We start from the raw sequence: 18,074 nt of genomic DNA, 5'->3' as shown, positions 1-18,074 counted from the left end.
CGTACGCCGGCTCAGCCGAAGTGCTGCCACTCGCCGGTGTGATGGTCGTACGCCCGGTGCAGATCCTCCGGGGCGACCCGCCCCGGGTCGCCGCTCAGCGACCGGCCGCGCGCCTCCGGATCGGGGGCGGCCCCGGCCAGCAGCCGGGTGTAGGTGTGGCGCGGAGAGAGGATCACCTCGTCGGCCGGGCCGCGTTCGACGATCCTGCCCCGGTGCATGACCAGGATCTCGTCGCTGAAGTGCCGTGCGGTGGCCAGATCGTGGGTGATGTAGAGCACCGCGAGCCGGTCCTCGCGCTGGAGCCGCGCCAGCAGATTCAGCACCCCGAGCCGGATGGAGACGTCCAGCATGGAGACCGGTTCGTCGGCGATGACCACCTGGGCGCCGGGGGCCAGCGCGCGGGCGATGGCCACCCGCTGGCGCTGACCGCCGGACAGCTCGTGCGGCCGGCGCGGCGCGTACGCCGCGGCGGGGCGCAGATTGACCCGATCCAGCAGGGCGTACGCCGCCTGTCTGGTCTGCGCCCGGCCCCGCGCGCGGCCGTGCAGCTTCAGCGGCCGGGCGAGATGGTGCTCGATGGTGTGGAAGGGGTTCAGCGAGGCGAAGGGATCCTGGAAGACCATCTGCACGTGGTCGCGGTAGGCCCGCTCGGGCACACGGACGCCGTCCGGCCCGGTGGCGGTGATCTGGCCGCCGGTGGGCCGCTCCAGACGGGCGATCAGCTTGGCCACGGTGGACTTGCCGGACCCGGAGGCGCCGACCAGGGCCACCGTACGGCCGGGGCGCAGGGTGAAGGAGACATGGTCGACGGCGCGCAGCGTCGAGTGCCGCAGCCCGGCCCGCACCGGATAGTCCTTGACCAGGTCCGCGACCTCGAGGGTGGTCATCGCGGCGCTCCTTCGGGGTCGGTGCCGCCGCCGCGCACGAAGGCGCCGCGCTCGGAGGTGAGGGAGGGGAAGGAATCCAGCAGCTGCCGGGTGTAGGGGTGGGCGGGAGCGTGGTACATCCGCTCGGCCGGGGCGTACTCGATGATCTCCCCGTCCCGCATCACGGCGATGTGGTCGCTCAGCTCCAGCAGCAGCGGCAGGTCGTGGGTGATGAAGACGACGGCGAAGCCGAGTTCGTCGCGCAGCCGGATGATCTCGCGCAGGATGCCGCGCTGGACGACCACGTCCAGCGCGGTGGTCGGCTCGTCCATGATCATCACCTGCGGGTCCAGCAGCATGGCCATGGCGATCATGACCCGCTGGCGCATTCCGCCGGAGAGTTCGTGCGGGAAGGAGTCCAGGCGGGCCGGGTCGACCCCGACCAGGGTGAGGACCTCGGCACAGCGCTCGCGGCGGGCGGCGGCCGTCATGCCGGGGCGGTGGGTGGTGAGGACGTCCTCCAGTTGCTCGTGGACGGAGATCACCGGGTTGAGGGAGTTCATGGCGCCCTGGAAGACCATGGAGAGCTTGTCCCAGCGGAAGGCCCGCAGCTCCTCCTTCTCCAGGGCGAGCAGGTCGATGTCGGTGCCGGACCGGTCGTGGAAGACCACCGAGCCGGCCGAGACCTCGGCGGGCGGCCGGTGCAGGCGCCCCACGGCGTAGGCGAGGGTGGTCTTGCCACAGCCCGACTCCCCCGCCAGGCCGAGGATTTCGCCGCGCCGCAGGGTGAGCGAGACGTTCCGTACGGCGTGCACGGGTTCGGCCGTGCGGTAGACGACGTCCAGGTCCCGGACGGTGAGCACCGCGTCCGGGTCGGCCGCGGGGGCGGGGCCCGCGGCGGCGCGGTCGGCGACGCGGCCGGTCTCTCGTCCCGCGGCCTTGGGCAGGCGCAGCTTTGGGTTGATGATCTCGTCGATGCTGAAGTTGATGAGGGACAGGCCGCAGCCGAAGAGCGCGATGACCAGGCCGGGTGGCACGAACCACCACCAGGCCTCGTACTGGAGCGCGAACCCGTTCTGGGCGAAGTAGAGCATCGAGCCCAGCGTGTGGGTGTTGGGCGCGCCCAGGCCCAGGAAGGCCAAGCCCGCCTCGGCGAGGATCGCGGCGATGACCGCGAAGACGAACTGGGAGGCGATCAGCGGCAGCAGGTTGGGCAGGATCTCGACGGTGACGATCCGCCAGTGCCGCTCGCCGGCCACCCGGGCGGCCAGCACGTAGTCGCGGCCGCGCAGCGAGAGGGTCTGGGCGCGCAGCACCCGGGCGGCGGCGGCCCAGCCGGTGATCACCAGCACCACGGCCAGGGTCCACCAGCCGCGCTGTTCGCGCGGGACGAATCCGGCGATGACGATGACCAGCGGCAGCCCCGGGATGACCAGCATGACGTTGGAGAACAGCGAGAAGCCCTCGTCCACCACGCCCCCGAGGTAGGCGCCGATGACGCCGAACAGCGCGGAGAGCACGGTGGCGCCGATGCCCACCGCCAGGCCGATCTGGAGCGAGCCGCGGGTGGCGTGGGCCAGCTGGGACAGGACGTCCTGGCCGGTCTGGGTGGTGCCCAGCCAGTGGTCGGCGCCGGGTGGGGTGCGGCCCATGTTGTCGATGGCGTCGGGGTCGCCGAGCAGCAGCGGGCCGACGATGCCGAAGATCCCGATGGCCCCGACCAGGCCGAGGCCGATGCCCAGCCGCGCGGACCAGCTGGGCAGCAGGGCACGCCAGCCGCTGCGGGCGGGGGTGGCCGCCGGTACCGGGGTGGTGGTGGTCGCCATGTCCGCTCCTTCCTTCTCAGGTGGTCACGCGGGTGCGCGGGTCGATGAAGCCGTACAGCAGGTCCACGACCAGATTGGCGGCGAGCACCGCGACCGTGATGACCAGGAAGATGCCCTGCATGAGGGCATAGTCGCTGTTCTCGACGGCCTGCAGCAGCTTGGAGCCGATGCCCGGATAGGAGAAGACCTGTTCGGTGATGATCGAGCCGGAGACCACGAAGCCCAGGGAGATGGCGAATCCGGCGAAGGAGGGCAGCACGGCGTTGCGGGCGGCGTACCGGGTCATGATGCGGCGGTCGCGCAGGCCCTTGGCGTGTGCGGTGAGGATGTAGTCCTCGGAGCCGGTGGCCACCATCATGTTGCGCATCCCCAGCAGCCAGCCGCCGACCGAGGAGATCACGATGGTGAGGGCCGGCAGGGTGCCGTGGTAGATGGCCGAGCCGATGAAGTCCGCGTTCCAGCCGGTGGGGAGGTAGGTGTCGTAGCCGCCGAACAGCGGGAACCACTGGAGGGAGGAGGAGAAGATCAGGACGAGGATGAGCGCGAGCCAGAAGTAGGGGACGGCGGCCAGTACGGTGGTGGCCGGGACGAGTGAGTCCAGCCAGCTGCCGCGCCGCCACCCGGCGAGGGTGCCCAGGGTGACGCCCAGCGCGAAGGAGATCAGGGTGGCGATGCCGACCAGCACGATGGTCCAGGGCAGGGACTGGCCGATGACCTCGGTGACCTGGGCCGGGAAGGCGCTGACCGATACCCCCAGGTCGCCGCGCAGGACGTTGCCGAGGTAGGCCGCGTACTGCCGCCACAGGGGTTCGCCGGTGTCGGTGCCCAGCAGCAGTTCGTAGGATCTGCGGGCCGACGGGTCCACCGTGCCGCCGCGCTGGGCGAGTTTGGCCAGCAGGGTGTCGACGGGGTTGCCGGGCATGAGCCGCGGGATGAAGAAGTTCAGGGTCAGCGCCGCCCACAGGGCGACGAGGTAGAAACCGAGTTTGCGGGCGTAGTACCTCACCGTGTGCCGCCAATCCCCTGGAGTGGTGGGCTCACTCGCCGCCGGCCGGCTTGAGGTTGAGGTAGATCTGCGAGTTGTCGGGGCGCTGCCACACGGCGGGGAAGGCGTACAGATCGTCCTCGGAGGGCCAGCCGGTGAACTTGCGGGCGTTGTACTCGCTGGTGGTGCCGCCGATCAGCACCGGGATGTAAGGCATGTCGGCCTCCAGACGGGTCTGGATGGTGTCGAAGTGCGGCTGCCGGGCGGCGGTGTCCTCGGGGTCGATCTGCTGGAGCGCGTCGAGGGCGGCGTTCACCTCGGGGTTGTCGTAGCGGGCGAAGTTGGGGTTGGCGACCTCGCCGGCCGGGGCGGTGTTGTCGCCGTGGAAGAAGTAGTTGTAGGTGTAGTACGGGTCGGGGGCGGGGCCCGGGTAGAGCGAGTCGAAGACCAGCTCGAAGTCGCCGCGGCCGCGGGCGTCCGACCACTCGTTCCAGGAGGACTGCTGGACGGTCAGCTCGATGCCGGCCGCCTTCAGTTGCTGGGTCATGGTGTCGGCGGCGGTGATGACGTCGGTCCAGCCGGAGACGACCCGCACCGACAGGGAGAGCTTCTCGCCGTCCTTGGCGTAGATGCCGTCGCCGCCCTTGGCCCAGCCGGCGCCGGTCAGCACCTGTTCGGCGCGGGCGGTGTCCGGCTCCATGGGGGCGATGCGGTCGGTCAGTCCGTCGCTGATGACGGCGTCGTCGCGGCCGGGCAGGGCGAAGCCGGGCGAGATCTCGGCGGCGGTGTCCTGGTAGGCGAGGGTGTTGATCTGGGTGCGGTCGATCGCGTGGTAGATGGCGTGGCGCACGGCGGGGTCGGTCTGCGGTCCGCTGCAGCCCAGCGCGGTGTCGGAGCAGGTGAACAGCGCGATCTGGAAGATGTGGGCGGTGATGCCCTCGTACCCGGGGTAGTTCTTCTCGATGTTGTGGATGTCGGGGACGGGGCCGGTCTGGAAGTCGATCTGCCCGGCGGCCAGGGCGTCGGCGCCGGCCTGGTTGCCCGACAGGGAGACGAAGCGGATGTTCTTCACCGCCGGCTCGCCGCCCCAGTAGGTGGGATTGGCCGACAGGGTGAAGGCCTGGGGCTTGAAGTCGCCCAGGACGAACGGGCCGGTGCCGACGGGTTCCTGGACGGTGTTCTGCGCCGGGTCCTCGAAGGCCCCCCAGATGTGTTCGGGGACGATCCACAGCTTGCCGAGCACGCTCGGTGCCTCCAGGTAGGCGGGCTGCGGGTAGCGCACCACGAGGTGGGTGTCGTCGATGACCTCGCTCTCGCCCTCGAAGCCGATGGCGTTCATGGTCTGGTTCGCGCGGACCATGTCGAAGGTGAAGGCGACGTCGTGGGCGGTGAAGGGCTCGCCGTCGGACCAGGTGACGTTCTCACGGGTGGTGATGGAGAGTTCGGTGCCGCTGTCGTTCCAGGAGAACTCGGTGGCCAGGCGTGGTGTGGGTTCGCCGTCGCGTGCGACGTTGTAGAAGAACAGCGGCTCGAAGATGTTGCCCGGGCCCTCGATCATGGTGGGGGCGTAGGGGTTGAAGTTGCGCTGGTAGTCGCCCGCCTGGCCGGTGTAGGCGACCAGGGTGTCCGCCGGGCCCGAATTGCCTCCGCCGCCCCCGCCGTTGCCGCCCGATCCGCAGCCGGCGGCGAGCATGGCCACCGCGGCCGCTCCGACAACCGCTGTACGGGAACGGCGCCACCTCGCGTGCTGGGTCATCTTCGATCCTCTCGGCCTTGCCCCGCCGTTGGGGCGCTGGGGGCCTGGACACGTCGCCCGGGTGGGTAGGATTGTTCAGTCGCCGAATTAAGGAAGTCAACCCTCCGGCACGACGAACATCCGCTGCGGAAGGGCACATACACTCGGCACCGCGCAGCGCAGGGAGGACTCCAGTGAGCGGACCGGCCGGGGCCACCCCGCACGCCAGCAGCAGGGCGGCCGTACTCGATGTGATCCGGGCCGCCGGAACGATCAGCCGGGTCGGCCTGGTGAAGGCCACGGGTTTCACCGGGGCCACGATCTCCACCGTGGTGCGCCGGCTCATCGACGACGGTCTGGTGGTGGAGACCGGGCACGCCGAGTCCACCGGTGGCAAGCGGCGGGTGCTGCTCCAGCTGAACCTCTCCTCGCGGTACGCGGTGGGGGTGCACCTGGACCACGACGGGATCACCTATGTGCTCACCGACCTGGGCGGCTCCGTGGTGGCGCGGATGTCCCGGGCGGGCGTCGGCGTGGAGGATCCGCGGGCGGTGGTGGAGCGGATGGCCACCGAGAGCGCGGCGCTGATCGAGGGCGCGGGCGTGGAGCGCTCGCGGGTGCTGGGGCTCGGGCTGGTGGCGCCCGGTCCGCTGAACCAGGCGCACGGACTGCGGCTGCTGCGGCCGGCGATCCGGCACTGGGGCGACTTCGCGATGGGCCCGGAGCTGGAGCGGGCCACCGGGCTGCCGGTGGTGCTGGACAACGACGCCACCGCCGCCGCGCTGGGCGAGCACTGGTCGGGGCAGGCGGGCGGCGGGGCATTCGCCGCGCTCTACATGGGCACCGGGATCGGTGCCGGGCTGATGCTGGGCGGGGTCGCCTACCGGGGGCCGAGCGGCAACGCCGGGGAGATCGGGCACATTCCGCTGGCCGCCGACGGGCCGGAGTGCTGGTGCGGGGCGCGGGGGTGCACGGAGGCGCTGGCCGGCCCGGGGGCGGTGGTCGAGGCGGCGCGCGCGGACGCCGTACTGGCCCGTTCGGCCGGGCTGACCGGCGGCGGGCGTGGGCGGCGCACCGCGGATTTCGCGGCCGTGACCCGGGCGGCGCACCGCGGCGACCCGGGGGCGCGGGCGCTGCTGGAGCGTTCGGCCCGCTATCTGGCGCTGGCGGCGCGGACCCTGGCCAACATCGTGGACCTGGATGAGCTGGTGCTCACGGGCCCCGGCCTCGCGATCGCGGGCTCGATCTATCTTCCCGTGGTGCGGGAGGAGTTGGAGAGGTCGTTCTTCTCCAGGGCGAGCCATCCGGTGACGGTCCGGCTCTCCCGGGTGGCGGCCACCGCGCCCGCCATAGGGGCCGCCGCGATGATGCTCCAGTCCGAACTGGTGCCGCTGCGCGAGGGGATGCGGCTGCCGGAGAACCTGGCCGCGGCGGCCGAGCCGGACCCGCCGGCCCGGGCGAGCACGACGCCGTAGGAACGGGCCACCCGACCGCCTCACCGCACTGATCATCCGTCAAGCGATCAGTGATCGGTTGCAATATCAACATTATTTCCGCACGCAAAGCTTGGGGTATTGCCCCACGGCACGTGCTCACCTGCGTACTTCCCCTCCACGAACGGGTTAATTCCCGGGCGTTTTTACATGGGTCCTACATCTCGCGGGGACACCCTTCCTCGTCCAGACAATCACCGTCGCAAAGACGGTCCCCATGAAGTGGAGGCCGGGGTGGAGAACTCCGACACGGTCACAACGTGTCCGTTCGACTTCGCCGAGGGCCTGGAGTTCGACCCGTTGCTGCGCCAGCTGATGACCGAGGCGCCCATCTCGCGGATCAAGATGGCGTACGGGCAGGGCGAGGCCTGGCTGGTGACCCGGTACGAGGATGTGCGCACCGTTACCACCGACCGCAGGTTCAGCCGGGCCGCCGTCATCGGCCGGGACTTCCCGCGAATGACCCCCAACCCGATCGTGCAGTCGGAATCCATCAATCTGCTCGACCCGCCGCAGAGCAGCCGGCTGCGCCGGCTGGTCGCCCAGGCGTTCACCAACCCCAAGATCGAGGCCATGCGGCCGGCCACCCAGCGCATCGTCGACTCGCTGCTGGACACCATGGCCGAGCACGGCCCGCCCGCCGACCTGGTGAAGCATCTGTCCAACGAACTGCCGATGACCACCATCTGCGAGGTCCTCGACATCCCCCAGGAGGACCGCGCGGAGTTGCGGCGCTGCGCCATCGCCATGATGGCGATCGGGTCCACCACCAAGGAGGCCGCGATCGCGGCCAAGGCGCACCTGCGCTCCTACTTCCAGGAGCTGACGGTCGCCCGGCGCGCCAACCCGGGTGATGACCTCATCAGCAACCTGGCCACGGCGCGGGACGGGGGCGAGGTCCTCGACGAGAAGGAACTCGGCGTCATGGCCATGGTCCTGATGATGACCGGCCACGACACCAGCACCTACCAGCTGTCCAACATCACCTACACCCTGCTCACCCACCACGAGCAGCGCGCCAAACTCCAGGCCAGGCCCGAGCTGTTGTCCACGGCCATGGAGGAACTGCTGCGCTACATCCCGTTCCGCAAGGGCGTCGGGATCCCGCGCATCGCCACCGAGGACGTCGAGGTCGGCGGCGTGCTGATCAAGGCGAACGAGACCGTCCATGTCTCGTACCTGGCGGCCAACCGGGACACCAAGCGGTTCGACCGGCCCGATGTCCTGGACGTGGAGCGCCCGCCGACCCCCCACATGACCTTCGGGTGGGGCGCCCACCACTGCATCGGCTCCCCGCTGGCGATCATGGAACTCCAGGTCGCCATCGGTACCCTGCTGCGCCGGTTCCCTGAGCTGCGGCTGGCCGTGCCCACCGAGGACGTGCGCTGGAACACCGAGTCCATCTGGCGCTATCCGCACGAACTCCCTGTCGCCTGGTGACAGGGCCCACCACCATCACCACGAACCAGCCATCGATGCCGCGGCGATCCGTCGAGAGCGCGCCACGGCATGGGAGGGGATCATGGCAACGCTCTGCAAGCCATCCATCGCGGTACCCGATCACGTCATCACCATGGAGGACACCCTCGAACTGGCGCGCACGCTGCACGCCGGCCACGAACAACTCCCCCTGGTGCTGCGCCTGATCGCCAACACCGGAGTACAGACCCGGCACCTCGTCCAGCCGATCGAGGAGACGCTCAAGCACCCCGGGTTCGAGTCCCGCAACAAGGTCTACGAGGCCGAGGCGAAGGCCCGGGTGCCCGAGGTCGTCCGCGGTGCCCTGGCGAACGCCGAACTCGAGGCACAGGACATCGACATGATCGTCTATGTCTCCTGCACCGGCTTCATGATGCCGTCCATGACGGCCTATCTCATCAACACGATGGGTTTCCGCGACGACACCCGGCAGCTGCCCATCGCCCAGCTGGGCTGCGCGGCCGGCGGCGCGGCCATCAACCGGGCCCACGACTTCTGCCTGGCATACCCCGGCTCCAACGTGCTGATCGTGGCCTGCGAGTTCTGCTCGCTGTGCTACCAGCCGGTGGACATCGGGGTCGGTTCGCTGCTGTCCAACGGCCTGTTCGGGGACGCGGTGGCGGCGGCCGTGGTGCGCGGCGACGGCGGCACCGGGATGGGCCTGGAGCGCAACGGCTCGCACCTGGTGCCGCAGACCGAGGACTGGATCTCGTACGCGGTCCGGGGCACCGGATTCCACTTCCAGCTCGACAAGCGGGTCCCGGGCACGATGAGCATGCTGGCCCCGGCCCTGCGCACGCTCTCCGAGCGGCACGAATGGGACGTCACCGGGCTCGACTTCTACATCGTGCACGCCGGCGGTCCCCGGATCCTGAACGACCTGAGTCAGTACCTGGGGCTGGATCAGGAGACGTTCGCGCACAGCAGGACCACCCTGACCGAGCGCGGCAACATCGCCTCCTGTGTCGTCTTCGACGCCCTCAACCGGCTGTTCGAGGAGGGCAAGGTGGCCGAGGGCGCCCGGGGGCTGATCGCCGGGTTCGGCCCCGGGATCACCGCCGAGATGGCACTGGGCGCCTGGCGTGACCCGGCGCAGGTCCCGGCGCACCGGCTGCACGCGGCGGTGCCGCAGGGCCGGACCGCCCAGGCCCAGGAGCGGGCGGCCGCGGTCTGAGGAAGGACCGCGGCGCACCGGCCGGGCCCCGGAAACGGGGTCCGGCCGGTGACGGCCGCGCGGGCTTCGCTCAGGCCGGGTTCCCGGTGGCCGCGAAGAAGCGCTCCACCACGATGTCCGTGTGGGTCGGGAAGGCCAGCACGGCGGGCTCCCACAGCACCAGCCACTCCGTGGCCTCGGCGGTGGGCGCGGACGGCGGCAGCGTCGCCAGCGGGCGGTCGGGCAGTATCCCGAAGAGGTTGACCGTCCCCCGGGCGCTGAGCGCCCCGTACAAGGTGATGTCCTCGGCCCGCGCCCGCAGTCCGGTCTCCTCGTACAACTCCCGCACGGCCGCCTGCTGCCACGTCTCACCGGTCTCCACATAGCCGCCGGGCAGCGCCAGTTCGCCACGGGCCGGCTCGATGTCGCGGCGCACCACGATCAGTCCGCGCCGTCCGTCCGCGCCGGCGACCGGTTGCAGGGTGATGGCGACCGGGAGCGGGTTCGCCCAGCTGGTCTCACCACAGCCGGGGCAGTCCCTGGGCCAGCCGGCGTCGGGGGCGAAGCGCGTCCCGCAGAAGGGGCAGTGCGTCACCTTCCGGTGCAAGGTGTAGGTCATCGCGCTGCTCCCGCCCCTTCGTCCACGGCCGGTGCGCCCCCTGCCGGACCGGGTCGCACCCCCTGACCCTAGCAACGCCACGGCCTTCCGAGATCATCCGCGCACCCCCCGGTTCCGGGGGCGGGTCAGCGGCGCAGCACCCGGCGCTGCGCGGACTCCAGCGGGCCGTGCCGGAAGTACCGCAGCCACAGCCGGGCGCCGGCGACCAGCAGCGCGCACACCGCCGCCCACAGGCCCATCACCCACCAGGGTCCGTGGTCCGCCAGGCGGGTGGCCAGGCCCAGCCCGACGCCGTAACAGGCAAGCGCGCACAGCACGTTCTGAGCCACGTAGCAGGACAGTGCGGTGCGTCCGACCGCGCTCAGGCTCACCGCGAGCGCTCCGGGCGCGCGGCCGGTACGGCGGTCGAGCAGGACCCCGATCAGCCCCAGGTAGCCCAGGGCCACCACGGGGGCCGCGACATAGCGGCCGAGGAAGAACAGGTCCTCGCAGGCCGGGCCGGTGAGCAGGGTCAGCGGGATGCCGGTGCCCAGGCCCCAGCGCATCAGCCGGCGGCGCAGCAGCCGGCCCGCCGCGTCGGGTGCGAAGGCTCCGGCGCGGTACAGCCGTACCCCCAGCAGGAAGAGGAACAGCAGCAGCCCGAAGGAGAGCACCGGTTCCAGCCGCAGGGCGAGGGCGTTCTCCAGCCGGAAGGCGATCTGCTCGGGGTAACCGCCGTCCGCGTACAGGGCGATCACCCGCTCGGAGGGGCCGCCGCCCGTGGCGCCGGGCGCGGTGAGCAGGGCGAGGGTCAGCAGCGAGATCAGCGTCAGGTGCGCGATGCCCGCCCAGCGCCCCACCCGGTGCCGGGCCGCCGCCGTGCGGGTGAGCAGCCAGGCCACCAGCAGGGAGACCACCGCGTATCCCATGAGCACGTCCCAGGCGAAGACCAGGACGAAGTGCGCCAGGCCCTCGGCGAACAGGAACAGGGCCCGCCTGGGGTAGCGGCCGGGCCAGGGCTCGCCGCGGCGCCGGGCGGCGTCGAACTGGATGGCGAGCCCGACGCCGAACAGGAGGGTGAGCAGCGCCAGGAACTTGCCGTCCGCCGCCAGCCGGAAGGCGGCCTCGGCCAGATGGGCGGCGCTCGGGTCGGTGAACACCGGGGGCAGGGCCGCGCCGCCGGTCAGGACGGACCATTCGGCGCCCGGAGCGGCGAAGATCCACACATTGGTCATCAGGGTGCCGAGGATGGCCACCCCGCGCAGCACGTCCAGCAGCGGCAGCCGCCGCGGTGCCTCACCGGGTGCGGTGCCGCCCCCTGCGGCCGGCGGCACGGCCGGCCGCGTGGTCTCCGTCATGGTCCGAACTCCCCGCTCACAATGGTCCGTCGTGACCATCGTCGGCGGCGTGAACGGGGTGTTCCGTCGTCCGGGAAGCCGAGATCCGGCTACATCCTTCGACGGACCCGGCCCCCGCCGCACGGCGGGGGCCAGGGGGGAAGGAGCGCGGGTCAGGCGGTGTGCAGGGTCAGCCCGTAGGCGGACAGGATCGGCCTGATGGGGTAGAAGACGGACGAGCCGCCGCTGGAGCAGTTGCCCGCGGCGCCGGAGGTCACCCCCTGGGCCTGGTCACCGCTGATGAACGAGCCGCCGGAGTCACCGCCCTCGGCACAGGCGGTGGAGTTGGTCATCCCGTACACCACATTGCCGTTGCCGTAGTTCACGGTCACGTTCTTGGCACCGATGGTGCCGCAGCGCCAGCCGGTGGTGGAGCCGGAGCGGCAGACGGAGGCTCCGGTGGGGGCCTCGTTGGAGCCGCGCACCAGGGCGTCGGAGACGGTGCCCCAGCCGAGGACGACCGGGACGGTCCACCAGCCGTGGCCGGTACGGACCCAGGCGTGGTCGCCGCCGGGCCACGAGCGGCCGGCGAAGTTGCCCATCAGGCTGTTGTCCCAGCCGTAGACGGCGGCCGAGCCCGATCCGCAGTGGCCGGCGGTGATGAAGCCGCCGTGCACCGAGAAGCCGACGGAACAGCGGACGTTGCCGGTGTAGTACGGGTCGCCGCCGACCACGCCGGCGGCGGAGGTGGTGTACGCCTCCTCGACGGTGCGCACGGTCAGCGGTATGGACTGGACGGCTTCGGCCTCGGCGAGGAACTCGGCGACCTGGTCGGTGTTCTCGGAGCCGGCCACCACATCGACACCGATGCCGTTGTCCTGGACGTCGGCGTACCAGCTGGAGACGCCGGCCGGGGCCTCCAGCTCGTCGAGGGCGGCGAGGGCGGCGTCGAGCGCCTCCTGGCTGTGGGTGACGCGTTCGGTGGCGGCGCCGGTGGATTCCACCGCGCTCTCGGCGGCGGCGCTGGTGACGGCGACGACCAGGGTGCCGGTCGCGGCGTCGATCCAGCTGCCGGCGTAGGCGTCGCCGGCCGCTTCCTGGGCCTTCTCGTCGGTGGCCATGGCCTCGGCCTCGGTCGCCAGCCGGTCGACGGCCTGCTCCGGGGTGAGCCCGAGGTCGCGCTGGAGCGCCTCGATGAGGGCGGGTTCGGCGACGGGTTCGCCGCCGGGGGCCGGGGTGGAGGAGTCGGCCGCCACGGCGGCGCCGCCGACACCGGCGGTCAGGACCATCAGGGCCGCCGCGCCCAGGGTGAAGGAACGGGTGCGTCTCATTGCAGGGCTCCTTGGACGTGCTCTACCGAAGTGGGGCGGTACAGGGCAACGAAGCGATGCAGTGTGAGAGCGCTCTCACTCACGCGCAGGACATTAGACCCACACCTTGAGCATGTCCAGACCAATCACGGGGCGGTGCTCACCGGGGAACCCAGCAGTGCCAGAAGGTCGTTGACCGCTGCCCGGCCGGCCCGGTTGGCGCCGATGGTGGAGGCGGAGGGCCCGTACCCGACCAGATGGAGCCGAGGATCGCGCACCACCCTCGTCCCCTCCAGCCGGATGCCGCCGCCGCTCTCGCGCAGCCGCAGCGGGGCGAGATGGTCCAGCGCGGCCCGGAACCCGGTGGCCCACACGATGACATCGGCGGGCCAGTGCGCGCCGTCCGCCCAGCGCACCCCCTCGGGCGTGAGCCGTTCGAACATCGGGTGGCGGCGCAGCACCCCGGAGGCGCGGGCCGCGCGCATGGCCTCGTTCATCGGCAGGCCGGTCACCGAGACCACGCTGCGCGGCGGCAGGCCCTCCCGTACCCGCTCCTCGACCATGGCGACGGCCTCGCGGCCCTGCACCTCGCCGAAGGTGTCCTCGCGGAAGATCGGCGGGCGGCGGGTCACCCACCGGGTGTCGGCGGCGACCGCGGCGATCTCCAGCAGGTGCTGGACGGCGGAGGTGCCACCGCCGACCACCACCACCCGCTGCCCGGCGAAGGGCGCGGGGCCGGGGTACTGGGCGGTGTGCAGCTGGCGGCCGGCGAAGTCGGCCATGCCCGGGATCCGGGGCCAGAACGGGCGGTCCCAGGTGCCGGTGGCGTTGATCAGGGCGCGGGTGCGCCAGGTGCCGGAGGGACTGTCCACCCGCAGCGCCCCCGCGCCGTCGTCGTGGACGGCGGTGACGTCCACCGGGCGCAGGACCGGCAGCTCGAAGGCGCGCTCGTACGCGGTGAAGTACTCCCCGATCACCTCGGCGGACGGCCGGTCCGGGTCGGCTCCGGTCAGTTCCATGCCGGGCAGGGCGTGCATGCCGTGCACCCGGCCGTAGGTGAGGGTGGGCCAGCGGAACTGCCAGGCGCCGCCGGGGCGCGGGGAGTGATCGAGAACCACGTACTCGGAGCCGGGGGCGAATCCCCGGCGCCGCAGATGGTAGGCGGCCGCCAGTCCCGCCTGGCCCGCCCCGACGACCACAACCGCCATCTCGTTCATGCTTCATCCAACACCGGGAGGGTGCCGGGGCTTCCCGCAGGGGTTTCACTGGGGGGATGGAGTGCGTGTTCTGCCACATCGTGCGGGGCGAGGCCGCCGCCCATCTCGTGTACGAGGACCGGGCGGTGGTCGCGTTCCTGGACGCCAGACCGCTGTTCGAGGGCCATGTGCTGGTGGTGCCGCGCGAGCATCTGCCGACGCTGACGGATCTGCCGCCGCAGCTGCTGGGCCCGTACTACGCGGTGGTGCGACGGCTGGCGGGCGCGGTGCAGACGGCGATGGGCGCCGAGGGCTCCTTCGTGGCGGCGAACAACCGGGTGAGCCAGTCGGTGCCGCACTTCCACACCCATGTGGTGCCGCGGCGCCGCAAGGACGGGCTGCGGGGGTTCTTCTGGCCGCGCGGGCGGTACCCGGACGCGGCGCGCGCCGCGGAGGTGGCGCGGCGGGTACGGGAGGTGGTCAGTGCGGATGGTGCGGGGTGAGGATGTCGTCGAGCTCGTAGCCCACCGGCTCCTCCAGCTGGGCGTACCCGCAGTCGGCCGGGTCACGGTCGGGCCGCCAGCGCAGGAAGTGCGCGGTGTGCCGGAACCGGTCCCCCTGCATGTGGTCGTACCGCACCTCGCACACCCGCTCGGGCCGCAGCGGCAGCCAGCTGAGGTCCTTGGTGCCGGTCCAGCGGCTGGGGGCACCGGGCATCCGGGCGTGCTCGTGGGCCGCGCCGTCCGCCCAGTCGGCCCACGGATGGCCCTCGGCGGAGTCCATCAGCAGCGGGGTCAGCTCGGTCATCAGCTCGGCGCGGCGCCGGGCGGTGAACGAGGCGCACACCCCGACGTGCTGGAGGCGGCCGGTGGTGTCGTACAGGCCGAGCAGCAGGGAGCCGACGCCCTCACCGCTCTTGTGGCGGCGCACCCCGGCGACGACGCAGTCCGCGGTGCGCTCGTGCTTGACCTTCACCATGACGCGTTCGCCCGGCCGGTAGGTGAGGTCCAGGGGCTTGGCGACGACGCCGTCCAGGCCGGCGCCCTCGTAGCGTTCGTACCACTGCCGGGCCAGGTCGATGTCGCGGGTGGCGGGAGCGATGAAGACGGGCCGGTGGGTGTGGCGCAGCGCGTCGGTGAGCGCGGTGCGGCGTTCGGCGAGCGGGGTGTCCAGGAGGGAGTCGGAGCCGAGGGCCAGGAGGTCGAAGGCGACGAAGGAGGCGGGGGTGCGTTCGGCCAGCGTCCGGACCCGGGAGTCGGCCGGGTGGATGCGTTCCAGCAGGGCGTCGAAGTCGAGCCGGCCGCCACGGGCGATGACGATCTCGCCGTCGACCACGCAGCGCTCGGGCAGGGCGGCGCGCAGTCCTTGTTCGAGTTCGGGGAAGTAGCGGGTGAGCGGCTTGCCGGTGCGGGAGCCGATCTCCAGCTCGGCGCCGTCGCGGAAGACGATGGCGCGGAAGCCGTCCCACTTGGCCTCGTAGTGCATGCCGGCGGGGATCTTCGCGGCGGGCTTGGCGAGCATGGGGCTGACGGGGGGCATCACCGGAAGGTCCATGGTCGGATTGTGCGTCCGGCGGCGGCGCGGCGCCCGTCGGCGGGCGCACGGCGGCGGGCGGGCTTAGCGTGGCCGCATGGGCAAGGCCATGGAGCTCACGGTCGGTGACCGGACGGTGCGGTTGTCCAACCCGGACAAGGTGTACTTCCCCGAGCGCGGATTCACCAAGCTGGACGTCGCCCGGTACTACCTCGCCGTGGGGGAAGGGGCACTGCGGGCGCTGCGGGACCGGCCGACGACGCTGGAACGGTACCCGGACGGGGTGGAGGGCGAGTCCTTCTACCAGAAACGGGCGCCGAAGAACCTGCCCGAGTGGATCCCGACCGGGCGGATCTCCTTCCCCAGCGGGCGGCACGCGGACGAGATCGCCCCCGGCGAGCAGGCGGCGGTGGTGTGGGCGGCGAATCTGGGGGCGCTGACCTTCCATCCCTGGCCGGTGCGGCGCGGGGACACCGAGCATCCGGACGAACTGCGGATCGACCTCGATCCGCAGCCGGGCACCGACTACGCGGACGCGGTCCGCACCGCGCTCCAGCTGCGGGAGCTGCTGGAGGAATGGGGTCTGGTGGGGTGGCCGAAGACCTCGGGCGGGCGAGGGATGCACGTGTTCGTACCGATCGCGCCCGAGTGGACGTTTCCGCAGGTGCGGCGGGCGGCGATCGCCATCGGCCGGGAGCTGGAGCGGCGCGATCCGCAGCGGGTCACCACGGCCTGGTGGAAGGAGGAGCGGGGGGAACGCATCTTCGTGGACTACAACCAGATGGCGCGGGACCGGACCATCGCCAGCGCCTACTCGGTACGTCCGCGCCCGCATGCCCCGGTCTCGGCGCCGCTGCGCTGGGAGGAGGTGCCGGACGCCCGGCCCCGGGACTTCGACCTGGCGACGATGCCCGTGCGCTTCGCCGAGGTCGGTGATGTGCACGCGGACATGGAGCGGCGGCCGTGCCGGCTGGAGACGGTGCTGGAGATGGCGGCACGTGACGAGCGGGACCACGGTCTGGGCGATCTGCCGTATCCGCCGGAGCATCCCAAGGTGAAGGGCGAGCCCAAGCGGGTGCAGCCCAGCCGGGCCCGCAAGGACGGGTCGCCGTGACCTGAGGCGCGGGGTGGGGGGTGGGGTGACTGCCGCCCTGGGCGTGCGTGCGGCGATCCGGCTGGATCGGTCCGGTCAGGCGCCGGGGCCGGGTGGTCCGGGTGGTCCGGGCGGGCCGTCGTACGGGGCGGGTGCGGTGGCGACGATGGTCCGTACGGCCTCGCCCAGCTGGGCGGCCGACAGGTCCGCGCGGGCGGAGAGCCGCAGCCGCGAGACGCCGTCGGGGACCGAGGGCGGCCGGAAACAGGCCACCGCCACAGCGGCACGGCGGCAGTCCGCCGCCCAGCGCACCGCCGCTTCGGGCGAGGGGGCCCGTACCGACACCACCGCCGCGTCGGGGCGGGCGGCGCTCAGGCCGGCCGCCGTCAGCCGCCGGTGCAGGGCGCGGGCCGCGTCCCGGGCGCCGGCCGGGCGCCACGGCTCGCGGCGCAGCAGCCGCAGCGCGCCCAGTGCGGCACCGGCGGCGGCCGGGGCCAGGCCCGTGTCGAAGATGAAGGTACGGGCCGTGTTGAGCAGGTGGTCGATCACCGCGGCCGGCCCCAGCACGGCACCGCCCTGCGACCCCAGCGCCTTGGAGAGGGTGACCGTCACCACCACGTCCGGCGCTCCCGCCAGGCCCGCCGGTGCAGCCGCTCCCCGGCCGCCCTCCCCCAGCACACCGAAGCCGTGCGCGTCATCCAGCACCAGGGCGGCGCCGTGCGCGCGGGCGGCGTCCGCCAGCCCGGACAGCGGGGCGGCGTTGCCGTCCACCGAGAAGACGGTGTCGCTGACCGCCAGCGCCCGGCGCAGCGCCGGCTCCCGGTCCGCCAGGGCCTTGGCCACTGCCGGGGGGTCGGCGTGCGCGGCCACCGCGATCCGTGACCGGGAGAGCCGGCAACCGTCGATCAGCGAGGCGTGGTTGGCCGCGTCGGAGACGATCAGCGCCTCCCGGCCGCCCAGCGCGGTGAGCGCCGCCAGATTGGCCACGTACCCGCTGGAGAACACCAGGGCGCGTTCGAAGCCGGTGAACGCGGCGAGCTCCTCCTCCAGTTCGGTGTGCAGCGCGGTGCTGCCGCTGACCAGCCGGGAACCGGTGGCGCCCGCGCCCCAGCGGGTCGCCGCGGCGATGGCCGCCGCGACGACCTCGGGATGCCGGGCCAGGCCGAGATAGTCGTTGCCCGCGAGGTCCAACAACCCGTCCGCGCCGCCGGCCTCCGCCGCCGCGCGCGGCCGCAGTTCCCGCACCAGCCCTGCCCGCCGCAGCCGTTCGCGCTCCGCGCCGATCCAGTCGAACGGCCCCCCGGCCCCTCCGGTCACCGCCACCACCCCCGCACTCGTACCCACACGCGTCCGCCAACCCATCGACGCTATCCGGCGATGACGCTCCGCAGGGGTGTGGTGACCGGACACAGTCGGCTCGGCTGCTGTGTACCTTTCCGCCTTTGCCACGCCCCCACCCGTGCCCGAGGA

At 72.3% G+C, this 18,074-nt stretch carries 15 protein-coding genes; 5 read left to right on the top strand and 10 right to left on the bottom strand.

Features of this window, described 5'->3' with window-relative positions; translation table 11 throughout:
* Window positions 1-11 precede the first annotated feature (11 nt).
* From SXIM_RS25235 to SXIM_RS25220, 4 genes are read right to left on the bottom strand one after another with little or no spacing between them, the layout of a single operon-like run.
* The gene (locus SXIM_RS25235) at window positions 12-887 is read right to left on the bottom strand and encodes an ABC transporter ATP-binding protein (RefSeq protein WP_046725193.1); all 876 of its coding nucleotides are present in this window, start codon (window positions 885-887) and stop codon (window positions 12-14) included.
* On the bottom strand, window positions 884-2,692 hold the full coding sequence (locus tag SXIM_RS25230) for a dipeptide/oligopeptide/nickel ABC transporter permease/ATP-binding protein (RefSeq protein WP_046725192.1): 1,809 nt from the start codon (window positions 2,690-2,692) through the stop codon (window positions 884-886). Before SXIM_RS25230 ends, SXIM_RS25235 begins: the two co-directional genes overlap by 4 nt.
* Before the next feature lie 16 nt (window positions 2,693-2,708).
* Complete coding sequence (locus SXIM_RS25225) at window positions 2,709-3,698, bottom strand: ABC transporter permease (protein WP_030731695.1); 990 nt, start codon at window positions 3,696-3,698, stop codon at window positions 2,709-2,711.
* Window positions 3,699-3,729: 31 nt separating this feature from the next.
* The gene (locus SXIM_RS25220) at window positions 3,730-5,433 is read right to left on the bottom strand and encodes an ABC transporter substrate-binding protein (protein WP_030731692.1); all 1,704 of its coding nucleotides are present in this window, start codon (window positions 5,431-5,433) and stop codon (window positions 3,730-3,732) included.
* Window positions 5,434-5,606: 173 nt separating this feature from the next.
* Here SXIM_RS25220 and SXIM_RS25215 point away from each other — a divergent pair, with 173 nt between their 5' ends.
* The 3 genes from SXIM_RS25215 to SXIM_RS25205 all read left to right on the top strand — a co-directional run bounded on the left by SXIM_RS25215 (window position 5,607) and on the right by SXIM_RS25205 (window position 9,558).
* On the top strand, window positions 5,607-6,887 hold the full coding sequence (locus SXIM_RS25215) for an ROK family transcriptional regulator (protein ID WP_030731689.1): 1,281 nt from the start codon (window positions 5,607-5,609) through the stop codon (window positions 6,885-6,887).
* A gap of 252 nt (window positions 6,888-7,139) precedes the next feature.
* A complete protein-coding gene (locus SXIM_RS25210) occupies window positions 7,140-8,345 on the top strand; it encodes a cytochrome P450 (protein ID WP_030731678.1) in 1,206 nt (401 codons plus the stop codon).
* 82 nt (window positions 8,346-8,427) lie between these two features.
* The gene (locus SXIM_RS25205; protein ID WP_030731675.1) at window positions 8,428-9,558 is read left to right on the top strand and encodes a type III polyketide synthase; all 1,131 of its coding nucleotides are present in this window, start codon (window positions 8,428-8,430) and stop codon (window positions 9,556-9,558) included.
* Window positions 9,559-9,628: 70 nt separating this feature from the next.
* Here SXIM_RS25205 and SXIM_RS25200 read toward each other — a convergent pair whose 3' ends face one another.
* The 4 genes from SXIM_RS25200 to SXIM_RS25185 form a co-directional block, all read right to left on the bottom strand.
* Window positions 9,629-10,156, bottom strand: coding sequence for an NUDIX domain-containing protein (locus SXIM_RS25200; RefSeq protein WP_030731672.1), 528 nt, complete (start codon window positions 10,154-10,156; stop codon window positions 9,629-9,631).
* A 125-nt stretch (window positions 10,157-10,281) separates the two neighbouring features.
* The gene (locus SXIM_RS25195; protein WP_046725191.1) at window positions 10,282-11,493 is read right to left on the bottom strand and encodes a DUF418 domain-containing protein; all 1,212 of its coding nucleotides are present in this window, start codon (window positions 11,491-11,493) and stop codon (window positions 10,282-10,284) included.
* A gap of 152 nt (window positions 11,494-11,645) precedes the next feature.
* A complete protein-coding gene (locus SXIM_RS25190) occupies window positions 11,646-12,803 on the bottom strand; it encodes a S1 family peptidase (RefSeq protein WP_030731666.1) in 1,158 nt (385 codons plus the stop codon).
* Window positions 12,804-12,928: 125 nt separating this feature from the next.
* Entirely contained in the window at window positions 12,929-13,999 is a 1,071-nt protein-coding gene (locus SXIM_RS25185; RefSeq protein WP_046725190.1) for an NAD(P)-binding domain-containing protein, read from the bottom strand.
* 56 nt (window positions 14,000-14,055) lie between these two features.
* On the opposite strand from SXIM_RS25185, the gene SXIM_RS25180 reads away from it, so the two are divergent.
* On the top strand, window positions 14,056-14,481 hold the full coding sequence (locus SXIM_RS25180) for an HIT family protein (RefSeq protein WP_030731660.1): 426 nt from the start codon (window positions 14,056-14,058) through the stop codon (window positions 14,479-14,481).
* On the opposite strand, the gene SXIM_RS25175 is transcribed toward SXIM_RS25180, so the two are convergent.
* Complete coding sequence (locus SXIM_RS25175) at window positions 14,459-15,532, bottom strand: ATP-dependent DNA ligase (RefSeq protein WP_046725189.1); 1,074 nt, start codon at window positions 15,530-15,532, stop codon at window positions 14,459-14,461. The genes SXIM_RS25180 and SXIM_RS25175 overlap by 23 nt on opposite strands.
* Before the next feature lie 76 nt (window positions 15,533-15,608).
* Between SXIM_RS25175 and ligD the strand changes: the two genes are divergently transcribed.
* Window positions 15,609-16,625: a non-homologous end-joining DNA ligase gene (gene ligD / locus SXIM_RS25170; RefSeq protein WP_030731654.1), complete on the top strand. Its 1,017-nt coding sequence runs from the start codon at window positions 15,609-15,611 to the stop codon at window positions 16,623-16,625.
* A gap of 75 nt (window positions 16,626-16,700) precedes the next feature.
* Here ligD and SXIM_RS25165 read toward each other — a convergent pair whose 3' ends face one another.
* Window positions 16,701-17,927: an 8-amino-7-oxononanoate synthase gene (locus SXIM_RS25165; protein WP_046725918.1), complete on the bottom strand. Its 1,227-nt coding sequence runs from the start codon at window positions 17,925-17,927 to the stop codon at window positions 16,701-16,703.
* Window positions 17,928-18,074: the final 147 nt, after the last annotated feature.

The sequence above is a fragment of the Streptomyces xiamenensis genome (genome assembly GCF_000993785.3).
Taxonomy (GTDB): Bacteria; Actinomycetota; Actinomycetes; order Streptomycetales; family Streptomycetaceae; genus Streptomyces; species Streptomyces xiamenensis.
This window is presented reverse-complemented; position numbering and strand designations above follow the sequence as displayed.